11 protein-coding genes are annotated in these 13,056 nt (G+C 39.6%); 2 read left to right on the top strand and 9 right to left on the bottom strand.

Annotated elements, in window-relative coordinates; all coding sequences use genetic code 11:
- Positions 1 to 2 precede the first annotated feature (2 nt).
- From ubiB to ubiE, 3 genes are read right to left on the bottom strand one after another with little or no spacing between them, the layout of a single operon-like run.
- Entirely contained in the window at positions 3 to 1,568 is a 1,566-nt protein-coding gene (ubiB, locus tag H4J62_RS02695) for a ubiquinone biosynthesis regulatory protein kinase UbiB (RefSeq protein WP_182231312.1), read from the bottom strand.
- Positions 1,569 to 1,583: 15 nt separating this feature from the next.
- A complete protein-coding gene (locus H4J62_RS02690; RefSeq protein WP_182214585.1) occupies positions 1,584 to 2,222 on the bottom strand; it encodes an SCP2 domain-containing protein in 639 nt (212 codons plus the stop codon).
- 2 nt (positions 2,223 to 2,224) lie between these two features.
- A complete protein-coding gene (gene ubiE, locus H4J62_RS02685; protein ID WP_182214583.1) occupies positions 2,225 to 3,016 on the bottom strand; it encodes a bifunctional demethylmenaquinone methyltransferase/2-methoxy-6-polyprenyl-1,4-benzoquinol methylase UbiE in 792 nt (263 codons plus the stop codon).
- Between the two features lie 173 nt (positions 3,017 to 3,189).
- Here ubiE and H4J62_RS02680 point away from each other — a divergent pair, with 173 nt between their 5' ends.
- Positions 3,190 to 3,465, top strand: coding sequence for a hypothetical protein (locus H4J62_RS02680; protein ID WP_182214581.1), 276 nt, complete (start codon positions 3,190 to 3,192; stop codon positions 3,463 to 3,465).
- Positions 3,466 to 3,486: 21 nt separating this feature from the next.
- A complete protein-coding gene (locus H4J62_RS02675; RefSeq protein WP_182214579.1) occupies positions 3,487 to 6,108 on the top strand; it encodes an immune inhibitor A domain-containing protein in 2,622 nt (873 codons plus the stop codon).
- Between the two features lie 49 nt (positions 6,109 to 6,157).
- Here H4J62_RS02675 and recG read toward each other — a convergent pair whose 3' ends face one another.
- From recG to gmk, 6 genes are all read right to left on the bottom strand, one after another.
- Positions 6,158 to 8,248 carry an ATP-dependent DNA helicase RecG gene (gene recG, locus H4J62_RS02670; RefSeq protein WP_182214574.1) on the bottom strand — a complete coding sequence of 697 codons (2,091 nt, stop codon included), beginning with the start codon at positions 8,246 to 8,248 and terminating at the stop codon, positions 6,158 to 6,160.
- Positions 8,249 to 8,334: 86 nt separating this feature from the next.
- Positions 8,335 to 9,042 (bottom strand): tRNA (guanosine(18)-2'-O)-methyltransferase TrmH, encoded by a 708-nt coding sequence (gene trmH, locus H4J62_RS02665; protein ID WP_182214564.1) that lies wholly within the window; start codon positions 9,040 to 9,042, stop codon positions 8,335 to 8,337.
- Between the two features lie 164 nt (positions 9,043 to 9,206).
- Positions 9,207 to 9,596, bottom strand: coding sequence for a RidA family protein (locus H4J62_RS02660; protein WP_070375400.1), 390 nt, complete (start codon positions 9,594 to 9,596; stop codon positions 9,207 to 9,209).
- 38 nt (positions 9,597 to 9,634) lie between these two features.
- Positions 9,635 to 11,752: a bifunctional GTP diphosphokinase/guanosine-3',5'-bis pyrophosphate 3'-pyrophosphohydrolase gene (gene spoT / locus H4J62_RS02655; protein ID WP_070375401.1), complete on the bottom strand. Its 2,118-nt coding sequence runs from the start codon at positions 11,750 to 11,752 to the stop codon at positions 9,635 to 9,637.
- Positions 11,753 to 11,922: 170 nt separating this feature from the next.
- The gene (gene rpoZ / locus H4J62_RS02650) at positions 11,923 to 12,207 is read right to left on the bottom strand and encodes a DNA-directed RNA polymerase subunit omega (protein WP_070375402.1); all 285 of its coding nucleotides are present in this window, start codon (positions 12,205 to 12,207) and stop codon (positions 11,923 to 11,925) included.
- A 104-nt stretch (positions 12,208 to 12,311) separates the two neighbouring features.
- On the bottom strand, positions 12,312 to 12,938 hold the full coding sequence (gmk, locus tag H4J62_RS02645) for a guanylate kinase (RefSeq protein WP_182214562.1): 627 nt from the start codon (positions 12,936 to 12,938) through the stop codon (positions 12,312 to 12,314).
- Positions 12,939 to 13,056 lie beyond the last annotated feature (118 nt).

The raw sequence follows: 13,056 nt of genomic DNA, 5'->3' as shown, positions 1-13,056 counted from the left end.
TATTAGTGAAATATAATGGCTGCACAAATACATAAGGTACTAAAAAGCAAAGTACCAATAATAACTTTATGATTTTTGTGTTGCTGCGTTTTTAATTCAGTGAATAAGTTCATTTGCTTTTGACGGGTTACTTGGGTCGTTTTTAAATAATCATAAAGCAGGTCTGGCATTTCAGGCAGTTTTTCATTCCAAAAAGGCAGATTCTCTTTTATCTTTTTAAATACGGCTTTAACACCCATTTGCTGTTTTACCCAATTCTCTAAGAAAGGTTTAGCGGTTTGCCATAAGTCGAGTTGTGGGTATAGTTGTCGGCCTAAGCCTTCGATATAGAGTAAGGTTTTCTGTAATAAAACCAATTGTGGTTGTACTTCCATATTGAATCGTCTGGCGGTGTTAAAAAGGCTTACCAGCACTTGCCCAAAAGATATTTCTGATAAGGGTTTGTTGAATATTGGTTCGCAAACAGTGCGAATAGCAAATTCAAACTCATCAACACTGGTCTCGCTTGGTACCCAGCCAGAGTCGACATGAAGCTCGGCAACTTTCCGATAATCTCTATTAAAAAACGCGACAAAATTTTCGGCCAAGTAGCGTTTATCTTCACGGTTTAACGTACCACAGATACCACAATCTATCGCTATCCATGTTGGATCAGCAGGGTTTGTTGCATCGACAAAAACATTGCCTGGATGCATATCAGCATGAAAAAAGCTGTCACGAAATACTTGGGTAAAAAACACTTCAACCCCACGTTCAGCAAGTAATTTCATGTCTACGCCAAGCCCTTGAAGTGTCGCTATCTCTCCAACGCCAATACCATAAATACGTTCCATAACCATCACGTTTTCATGGCTAAAATCACTATAAACTTTGGGTACATATAATACGCTATCGCTGGCATTACCCTGGGAAAAATTGTGTTTTAATAAGGTTGCATTCGCGGCTTCACGGTTGAGATCTAGTTCGTCAACAATCGTTTTTCGGTATTCATTAACGACCTCTTTTGGGCGTAGTCGTTTACCATCAGGTAAAAATTTAGCGACAACACCCGCAAATAGCGACATGACTTTTACGTCAGCTAAAATTGTCTCAGTAATGTTGGGGCGTAAAACTTTAAGGACTACTTCAAAAGGTTGTCCGTCTTGCAGCAAGGTGGCTGTATGCACTTGGGCAATTGACGCCGAAGCAAGAGGTTTACTATTAAAATCACTAAAATGCTGATTAAATGTTTCTTCACCTATAGCTTCTAAAACAATAGCTTTGGCTAATTCACCATCAAAAGCAGGTACTTGATCTTGCAGCAATGCCAGTTCGTTGGCAAAATCTTCAGGAAGTAAGTCACGACGGGTTGACAACATCTGGCCAAACTTTACAAACACCGGACCTAAAGATTCAATCGCTAGGCGAAGTCGCAAGGCTGAAGGCTTATCTTGGTGTTTATTACGTAACCAGAATAATGTAAAGCGAATGAATTTTGCATACCAAGGTATCATATGGCTTGGGATCAGTTCATCAAGACCAAATTGAAGAAATGTTTTAATGATGCGATAAAGTCGTAAACTGCTCACAATGTTCCTTGAGAATTAAGTTGAGGGAGTTATTTTTTCAGCAAGTCGCTGAATACGTTCCGCTACTGTATTTGTTTGCTTAGTTATTTCAGTAACCTGTTCACTAAAACTACCGAGTTGACTGGCTGTGACCACTAAGCGTTTTTCATGCACTAGCCATTCGCTGGCGTCTGCTTGTATCTGTTGTGTGGCAAAATTAATTTTTTTCGCCCAGCGCTTACCTAACTGCGACAACTTATAAGTAGGAATATCACCAATATGCTGAGCAATTTCGCTTTGCCAATCGATTTCTAATGATTGGGCAATATTAGCAAACTGTTGAGCAACTTTAATGTCACCTTGAACATCGAGTTTCTCTTGTTTGATTAACTCCGTAATTTGTTGCTCTTTCTTTAGTTCACGTAAGGTTTTTATACTCGTATTTATTGTACAGTCGCTACGTTCAGTTAAGCCAGTCACTAACACTTTGTTGTTATTAATAGAGAAACTTAGTGGAAAACCTAACTCAGTTAATAAAATGGTCAATGTTTTTTCTTCTAAGGTCTGCAAAACACTGGCACCCTTAACATTGATTGCGAGTGCTTGATTAAAGGCAAACTCTACGGTTGAACAAAGCGTTTGTTGAAACATTAACTGACTACTGAAGTTTGTCACGATTAAAATTTATACCCTTTGTGCAGAGCAACAACACCACCGGTAAGGTTTTTGAAACTTGTCTGTTCAAAACCCGCCGAATCCATCATTTCTTTTAATGTTTCTTGATCAGGGTGCATGCGAATAGACTCGGCTAAATATTGATAGCTATCACCATCTTTAGCCACTAATTCGCCCATTTTAGGAAGAATATTAAAAGAATAAAAGTCGTAAGCCTTACTGATTAACTGATGTTCTGGTTTTGAAAATTCTAGCACCAATAAACGACCACCGGGTTTTAATACACGGTAAATAGACCTTAGCGCCATATCTTTGTCCGTAACGTTACGTAAACCAAAAGCTATGGTGACAATATCAAAGGTATTGTCTTCAAAGGGTAAGTATTGTGCATTGGCTTGTACGTATTCAATATTTTGTACTAAACCTTTGTCACGTAACTTATCTCGACCAACATTGAGCATAGAGCTATTAATATCAGCAAGAATAACCTTGCCGTCACGACCAACTAGCTGTGAAAATTTTGCGGTTAAATCGCCAGTACCACCTGCTAAATCTAGTACTTTGTTACCCGGACGTACGCCACTAGCATCTATGGTGAAGCGTTTCCAAAGGCGATGAATACCAAAAGACATTAGGTCATTCATCACATCATATTGCGCGGCGACAGAGTGAAATACACTGGCAACCTTTGACTCTTTCTCGTTTTTATCTACCGTTTGAAAGCCAAAATGTGTGGTGTTGTCACTTGAAGAATTTGATTCATTTTCTTGATGATTATCTTGTTGAGCGGCCATCTAACATTCACTTATCACTAAAATTACTGACAGTTTACCGTATTTTTTAGCAATTATTAACACTTGAAATCAAGTGGTGGTGTTTTTTATTAAATGGACTGTGCTGGTTAAACTTTATCCACTAATTAATATGCTGTATTATGGTTATTATTATTGTTATATACGGCGATGTTATGAAATTTTATTTAGGGGTCGTGATGACTTTATTACTGGGGTGTCAGCAAACATCAGCACCACTAACCGCTAAAAATAGCAGCGAACAAGTTATTATAAAAAAAATTGTTTGTCGTCAGTCAACGATACCACCACTTAAGAACACGCAAAAGTTAAAAGAGCGGTTAATTGCCAATGGTAAAATTGATGGCTCATTATCTAATGAAGAAATAGAGCTTGCAGTTAATAACTATATTCGTAAAAAAAACGCGGCTTTGAAAAACTGTGCTAAATAAAAAGTTACACAAGGAAAACTCATGAAGATACCCTATCTATTAGCTTTGTTGGTCTTGATAAGTCAGCTGCCTTTACGAGCAGAAAATATTGATGATATAAAACGTTTTTCAAAAAGTGCACCAGCAGATGCTGGTGTTATTAACAAAGAGCGTATTCTCTATTGGTTAGAAAAAAGAGGCGAATTGTCAATAAACGCCACTGACCAACAAAAAAAACAAGCACTGTCTAACTATCTGATAAAAAAATCATTTCAACCTAAAGTTTTGCCTCAGGCCTTATCAAAAAAAGTGGTAGCCGCTGAACGTTTTAGTAGTGGAGAACGCCGTAAAAAGATGGGCTTCAATAGTCAGTTGAAAAAAACGCAAATAGCCCATTATTTATTACAAGAAACGGCAGATGCTGACGTTGAAACCACGGTTAATGTTTTAGCGATACTGATCGATTTTAATGATTTAAAGCATAACGATAATGGTTTATCAGCGAATGATACCGATATGTTTTATGCGAATTATTCGCCTGCTCATTATAATGAGCTTTTATTTTCTGCGAGTGGATTTGATGGTCCATCAGGACAAAATATTGAATCGGCTTATCAATATTATCAACATGAGTCTGGTCAGAAATTCTTTTTTACCGGCCAAGTTAAGGGGTGGGTGACTGCAGAAAATAATGCCAGTTATTATGGTAGCAACGACGAAGAAACCGAAAATGATCAAAATGTTAAGGCGCTTGTTGTTGAAGCAGTTACACAACTTGTTGCTAATGGCTTAGATTTATCCCCTTACGACAAAACTGATTTATTTGATTTTGACGGAGACGGAAATGTTAATGAACCTGACGGTATTATTGATCATATTATGCTTTTCCATGCGAGTATCGGTGAGGAAGCCGGTGGTGGCAATTTAGCCGAAGATGCTATTTGGTCACATCGAAGTTTTGTGCTCAATGATACGGGTGATCAACCAGCTACTATCCCCGGTTCTGATATAAAAGCGTTTGGTTATACTATTAATCCGATTGATGCGGCTCCCGGCGTTGTTGTCCATGAATTTGGTCATGATTTAGGTTTACTTGACGAATATGATATCGATAGTAGTGATATTGGGGCGCCTGTTTCAGAGTGGTCAGTTATGGCTTCTGGTACTTGGCTGGGTTCTCCAGCAGGAACTCGCCCGTCTGCTTTTAGTCCTCTGGCCCGTGATTATCTACAGGAGCGTTATCAAGGCAACTGGATAACTCAACGGCAAGTTGATTTTGCGACATTAAACAATGAGAGTATCTCCTTGGTTAGTACCGTTGATCATACTGCGGTTAACCAGATTAAGGTGAACTTACCGCCATCTGTATTAGATTTTCCAGCAGCTTACGCGGGAGAATATCAATTTTATTCTGATAAGGGTGATATGTTGGAAAACAGTATGTCGTTCTCAGTCGACTTGCCAGCAGGTACCCCGACATTGTCGATGAAGGCACGCTGGGAAATAGAACAAGACTATGATTACCTGCAGGTATTAGTAAACGACACCGTAATTAAGGGAAATCACAGCCAAAATAGTAATCCATATTACCCAAGCATAGGTGAATATATCAGCGGAAATTCAGCCGATATTGCCAATGCAGAAGGTGATTTAAAATGGACTGATTTAACCTTTGATCTTGCTAGTTTTGCTGGACAAAGTGTTGTCATTAAAATTAATTATGTTACCGATCAAGCGGAAGGTGGTTATGGCTTTGTCGCAGATGAAATAAAAGTATTCAATGGTGCGAGTGAGATCTTTGCTATCGATGGCGAAGAAGAAAATCAAGCTACACTTTCCGGGTTTAGCCGTTTAGCTGATAAAATTGCCGGTTTACCCCATTACTATTATGTTCAATTACGCAGTCATACCAGTGTTGATAGTCGCTTAAAAAATATCGGCTATGATGCGGGCGTTTTACTTTGGTATCGTAATGAAAATATTGCTGATAATAAGGTAGACGAGCATGCTGGCCAGTTATTTATCGGTGTGGTTGATGCGGATCAAAACTTAGTAAAAGCGTCTAATGGCAGTAACAGAAATTCGGCATATCAGATACACGACGCTGCATTTAGTTTATACGACCAACAACCTTTTAACGGTGATGTGCATAATGTTGCAAAGAGTTTTTTTAGCGATTCCAATGATTACTCTTCGCCAAGTCAACCTGAGTCTGGTGTTATCCTACCCAAACTCGACTTTAGCATGAAGGTCGACTTGCAAAGCTCTGATAGTACTTCGGCAACCGTAACACTTTCAAGCTCCTCGGAAGCGTCCGATTTAAGCGTTTCATTTTCTCATTCAGCTAATGATTTAGTGGTGACCTTTACTTCAATGCCAGTAGGGGGCGATTCACAATATAATTATGCTTGGAATTTTGATGATAATAGTACCAGTAACATACAAAACCCTAGTCACACTTTTACTCAGGCTGGTACCTATAGTGTTGAATTAACGGTAATGGATAGCACAGGCCTTAGCGTTAAAACGACCAAGAGCATCACGGTTAGTAAAGCACCTGCTGTTGTTGTTATACCACCAGCAAAAGTGAAAACCTCAGGTGGAGGAGCAATAAGCTTTGGTTTATTGTTGAGCTTGTGTTTATTGAGAATAATAAGAAAGTAATTTAGGCTTTTCGTTTTTGCTTAGTTGTTTTATTTCTATATAAAGCAGCTTAAGCATTGGTAAAGTATTCGCGATCGCCCATCCAACGCTGAATAATCGCTTGGGCATTTTGTGGGTGTTTTTTCCAAATAAGATAAGCATGTTGCTGTACTTCTGGAATTAAATGCGCATCTCTGAGCAAGTCTGCTATTTTTAGATCGGCGAGACCCGTTTGCTTGGTACCTAAAAATTCACCTGGACCTCGTATTTCTAAGTCTTTTTGTGCGATAACAAAGCCGTCATTACTTTCACGTAATACCGCTAAGCGTTTGGTTGCGGTTTTAGAGAGTGGGCTTTTATACATTAAGACACAATGTGAAGCGACTGTACCTCTTCCTACACGACCACGTAGCTGATGGAGTTGCGCCAAGCCTAACCGTTCAGGGTTTTCAATGACCATTAAGCTCGAATTGGGCACATCAACACCGACCTCAATAACGGTTGTCGCCACCAATAAGTCTAGTTCGCCTTTTTTAAACGTTTCCATTACTGACTGTTTTTCAGCGGCTTTCATTCTTCCGTGTATCAAACCAATTTTTAATTCTGTTAGCTGCTCTTGTAAATACACCGCCGTATCTTCTGCTGCTTGGCATTGTAATACTTCAGACTCTTCAATTAATGTACACACCCAATAAGCTTGTCGATTGTCTTCTACGCAGCCTTTTCGAATGCGTTCAACTACATCTTCACGGCGTGTGTCAGGTAAGGCGATGGTATTTATCGGGGTTCTTCCTGGGGGAAGTTCATCAATAATAGAGGTGTCTAAATCGGCATAGGCAGTCATGGCTAAAGTGCGAGGGATCGGAGTTGCTGTCATAATCAATTGATGCGGATAATTACCCTCAAAAGCGCCTTTCTCGCGCAGTGATAAACGCTGATGTACACCAAAGCGATGTTGTTCATCAATAATAATCAGTGTTAAATTATGAAAGATAACTTTATCTTGAAATAAAGCATGGGTACCGACAATCATCTGCATACTACCATTTTCGATATGCTCTAGTGCGCTACGTCTTGCTTTTGCCTTCGTTTTTCCAGCTAGCCAGCCGACGCTGATATCAAGCGGTTCAAACCAGTTTTTAAAATTAAGGGCATGTTGTTCTGCTAATATTTCTGTTGGCGCCATTAAGGCAACCTGAAAGCCTTTACTGATAGCAGTGAGTGCCGCAAGTGCCGCAACTAAGGTTTTTCCTGAACCCACATCACCTTGTACTAAGCGCATCATTGGCTGAGTTTTCATCAGGTCCTGACGAATTTCTTGTACCACTCTTACTTGAGCATTGGTGGGTGAAAAAGGTAATGAGGCTAAAAACTTATCACTGAGTACTTTATCATCGATTAAAGATATTGAACGATGAGCATCACTAGACTGGCGTAATTTCAGCATACTTAAATTATGCGCCAATAATTCTTCTTTTATTAATCGTAACTGTGCTGGATGCTTACCCTCTTCCAACTGTATTACTGAAGTTTCAGGGGGCGGACGATGAATAAGCGCCAAAGCTTGCGCGAGAGAATAATTTTGCAAATTAAACTCCTCAGGTAATAACTCTTCAACTTGGCCTCGTTCTAATCTAATTAACGCTTGCTCGGTTAAGTTACGTAAAGTTATTTGTCGTAAGCCTTCAGTCGTTGGGTAAACAGGGGTTAGTGTTTCTTCTACCTCGGTTAAAGCTTGGTCTTCATCAAGGGATTTATACTCAGGATGAATTATTTCAAAACCACGAGCGCCACGTTTAATTTCACCATAACAGCGAATGTTCAGCCCCAATGCTAAGCTATTTTTTTGTGCAGCGCTAAAGCGAAAAAAACGTAAGTTTACGGTTCCTGAAGCATCTTGAACGGTAACCAGTAACATACGTCCCTTGCCATTAATGATTTGGCTACCGGTGATTTCACCAATAATATTAGTGAAAACGCCAGGGAAACAGTCTCGTATTGCGGTAACACGAGTCCGGTCTTCATAACGATTGGGTAAATGAAAAAGTAAATCTTGTAGTGAGCGCAAGCCAACTTTTTCAAGTTTTTCTGCCATGCTTGGACCAACACCTTTTAAGCTGGTGATGGCTATTTGTGCGAGTTTGGCTAGCCCTTTTGACACTAAGTTATTGTCCTTTTATCATATAGTCAAATCACCTAAACGGCATATTTAAGGGCTTAGCTATAAAATTTCAGCAATGCTGTCGATTAATTATCTAATGCTTTCCAAGCTGCTTGAGTCATTTGCATCTGTTCCCACCATGATTCAGAGGCAATGATTTGTCCCTCTTCATCAATCACAGGATAAGGTAAGCCCTTACGTTTGCATGCCTCGGCAAAAATAGGATGACCACCTTCAAATAAGAAACGCTGACGGCGATTATCATCAATTCGAGCAGCGTCATACATTCCAGCTAATTGACGCTGACGTTGCGCTTCATACAAAACCACAGAAGAGGCGACAGAAACGTTTAACGATTGCACCATGCCAACCATAGGAATAACAATATCTTGATCGGCCATTGCAAGTGCAATATCTGAAGCACCAAACTTTTCTTGGCCTAAAATAATAGCCGTTGGTTTGGTGTAATCGATCTCACGAAAATCTACAGCGCTATCAGAAAGGTTGGTCACTAAAATTTGCATGCCTTGCTTTTTTAATTCATCAATAGCATCTTTAGTTGTCGTGTAGTTGTGCACATCAATCCAGTTTTGACTACCCGCAGCACTGCCGCCACGTACTTCCATTTCATCACTTTTCCAGATGGCATGTACATCACTAACGCCAACAGCATCGGCGGTGCGAACAACCGCGGCAAGGTTATGTGACTTATGAACACCTTCCATACAAACAGTTAAATCTGGTTGGCGTTTATCGAGCATTGCGTTTATTCTTTTTAATCTTTCAGGAGTCATTACACTTCACATCTACACTTTATGGTTCATCGTCTAAAAATCGCTAAACAAATCTGTATACGAGATTGTTTACATATTTTCGACGATTTGCTCTTAAATTTAACGGTTAGGTGCAACCATTAAATTTAAGGAGGGAAAATATACTTTACAGTTAACAGCGAAAATTAGCCGACGTTAGGTAATTCCATCACGCCATCTATTTCAATTAATACGTCTTTGGGTAAACGAGAAACTTGTACCGCAGCGCGTGCTGGGTAGGGTTGTTGAAAATATTGGCTCATTACTTCGTTTACTGTTGCAAAGTTGGCGAGATCCATCATGAAAATGTTTACCTTCACCATATCGTTAATATTACCGCCTGCGGCTTCACATACCGCAACTAAGTTCTTAAATACCTGATTAGTTTGCTCGGTAAAGTCTTCAGAAACAACAGTCATCGTCTCTGGAATAAGAGGGATCTGACCTGAAAGGTAAACGGTATTATTAACTTTTACCGCTTGGCTGTATGTGCCGATTGCACTGGGTGCGTTATCTGTACTGATAATTGTTTTCATAGTAATTCCTACATGGTAATTTTGTTAAAGACGATTGACTACTTATTGCGCACAACACGCTGAACATCAATCATCACTTTTATTTTTCGAATAATATCGGCTAAATGAACGCGGTCACGACAGGTTATCTCCATGTCAATCGCATATAGTCCCGAGTCTTTTTCACCAGAATTTAGCGCATGAACATTGGATTCACACTTAGCAATAACATTGGTCAATGCGGCGAGTGCACCTTGATGATTCATTATTTCAATACGTAATTTTGCAATGAAGTCTCGGTTAATATCACTGTCCCATTTTACTGGAAATAAGCTACCTTGTTCATGGTTTTTAATGTTACGACAACCTTGTTGATGCACCATTAAACCTTTACCAGGACTCAAGTAAGCTAATATAGCGTCTCCTGGAATAGGACGGCAACATTTTCCGTAACTGACCAACATACCTTCGCTGCCTTTGATTGGCATTTTGGTTTTACTGTTTGGATCGGCGAAGCCACTTTCTGCACTATCTATAGTAAATTCATCGGTTAATCGTCTAGCAATACCTATGCTTAACGCATTACCTAAGCCAATATTGACGAGTAGGCCATCAAGACTGGTATTACCGGTCTCTTTAACAACCTGATCAATTTTTGCTTGGTCAATGTCTTCGATATGGACTTTACCTAAGGCATGACTTAATAAACGTCGTCCTAAACCATAAGATTCTGTTTGCTCTTGTGAACGTAAATAAGTACGAATTTGTAAGCGTGCTTTAGCAGTAACAACAAAGTTTAACCAAGTGGCATTCGGTCGAGCGGCAGAAGAAGTTATAACTTCAATGGTTTGCCCTGAATCAATAGCTCGACTTAGTGGATAAGGTTTACGATCGACCTTAACCCCGACACATGAATTACCAACATCAGTGTGAACAGCATAAGCAAAATCGACAGCAGTTGCGCCCATCGGCAATTCAATAATACGTCCGTCTGGGGTAAAGACATAAATTTCTTCAGGAAATAAGTCTGACTTTACGTTCTCAATAAATTCAAATGAACTACCAGCACTTTGTTGTAATTCTAATAAACTTTGCATCCAACGACGAGCTTTCATTTGAGCTGTGGTGCCACTCTTATCGCCGTCTTGTTTGTACAACCAGTGAGCGGCTACTCCTTTGTCTGCCATTTGATCCATATCTTGTGTACGAATCTGAATTTCAACAGGGATGCCATGTGGACCAATCAATGAAGTATGCAGCGATTGATAACCATTTGTTTTGGGAATAGCGATATAATCTTTAAAGCGGCTTTCAATTGGTTTAAATAAGTTATGCACAGCGCCAAGTGTTCGGTAACAATTATCGATCTTATTCTCTACGATGACACGAAAAGCGTAAATGTCCATGACTTCATTGAACATTAATTCTTTATTGAGCATTTTACGATAGATAGAATAAAGGTGCTTTTCTCGGCCAATAACTTGCGCTTCAATCCCACTTTCTTTAAGACGAGCCGCAATTTCTTCTTGAATGTTATTAATAATTTCTTTGCGATTACCACGGGCTTTTTTTACCGCTGACTTTAACGCACGTGCGCGCATCGGGTAAAGGGCTTCAAAACCTAAAACTTCTAATTCACTTTTAATATCGTGAATACCCAAACGGTTAGCAATGGGGGCGTAAATTTCTAATGTTTCACGGGCAATACGTCGACGTTTATCTGGACGTAAAGATTCGAGCGTGCGCATGTTGTGTGTGCGGTCGGCAAGTTTAATCAGAATTACGCGTATGTCTTGCACCATTGCAAGTATCATTTTACGGAAGTTTTCCGCTTGCATCTCTTCTTTGTTGTCAAACTTTAATTTATCAAGCTTACTGACACCTTCAACTAATTCAGCAACGGTATAGCCAAATAATTCGGCTAATTCGTCTTTAGTTACCGGAGTATCCTCAATAACATCATGGAGCAATGCCGCCATTAAGGTTTCATGGTCAAGGTGCATTTTTGCTAGGTTTAAAGCAACGGCTACCGGATGAGTAATATAAGGCTCACCGCTTGAACGCATTTGTCCTTCATGCGCTTCACGCGCAACAAGGTAAGCTTGCTTTAATAAGTCAATTTGTACTTTAGAAAGATAGCTTGAAACAAGTTCTTTTAATGGTTCAAAAAGGTACACGCATTGAATCCTTGATGATTAAGCTGAACGGTCTTATTACCGCCAGTCAAAGCTTTGAGTCAGCATAACACAATACGTTATTCGTTAAATACTGACAATAAAAAACGCGTATCATTAACAATGATTACGCGTTTAGTTTATATCTCGTCGCTATAAGGCGACAAAAGATTTTATAGCTGTGGCTGAGCGCCACCAACAATGGCTGCAACAGCAGCAAGTTCTGCAGAGTCTTGCTGAACTTGTTCATGACGGTCGCTATTGTTCATTACTTCAGTAGTGATTAAACCGGCTTCAATTTCACGTAAAGCTATAACGGTAGGCTTGTCATTTTCAGGGTCAACTAAAGGATCTTTACCACCTGTGGCAATTTGACGAGCACGACGTGATGCGATTAACACCAAGTCAAAACGATTGCCTACTTTTTCTACAGCACCTTCAACAGTTACGCGAGCCATTTGGTCACTCCAACTTAAAATTTATAAAATAGTGCCGTAGTTTACTGAGCTACAGGCGATTAAGCAAGGTATATACCTATACTAGGTGAAAATACAGTGAAATATTAGTCTTTTAATAATTCATCGAACATTAACTGATGCGTTATCGCTTGCTGCTGACATTTTAGGCGTTGGTTATTAACGATGGTGGTTAAGTCGCTCAGCGCCTGAGTAAAGTCGTTATTAACAATAATGTAGTCAAACTCAGTGTAGTGTGAGCATTCTGCTTTTGCTTGTGCCATACGAGATTTAATGGTGGCATCGCTATCTTGTCCGCGCTTTTTCAAACGGTCTTCAAGTTCTGCTTTTGAAGGCGGACTAATAAAAATTGTGGTGACACTGGGTTGTTTTATCCGTACTTGCTTGGCGCCTTGCCAGTCGATATCAAGAAAAACATCAATACCTTGTGCAAGTTGTTTATCTATCGCAGATGCTGAGGTGCCATAATAGTTACCAAAAACTTCAGCATACTCATAAAACTCATTTTGTTTAATCTGCTTTTGAAATTGCTCAGCATTAATAAAATGGTAATGTTCAGCGTTATTTTCACCTGGACGAGGTGCTCGTGTGGTGTGAGAAACCGACACTTGCATCGGTCTGGCCGACTCTTGAGATAATAAGGCTTTAATTAAACTAGATTTTCCTGCGCCGCTAGGTGCGGAAAGAATAAATAAATTACCGGGAGTTGTCACAATATTGCCTTATAAAAGAGGTGAAAAATAAATAATGTTTATTATAACGAATTGATGGGGTATTTCATCTCTAAACTTGCTTACCGATAGCAAGAGCAGCATTGTTAATAAAAAAGCC

The organism is Colwellia sp. BRX8-5, from assembly GCF_014077325.1.
Taxonomy (GTDB): Bacteria; Pseudomonadota; Gammaproteobacteria; order Enterobacterales; family Alteromonadaceae; genus Colwellia_A.
Note: the sequence above shows the minus strand (reverse complement) of the source record. Positions and strands in the feature narration are given on the sequence as shown.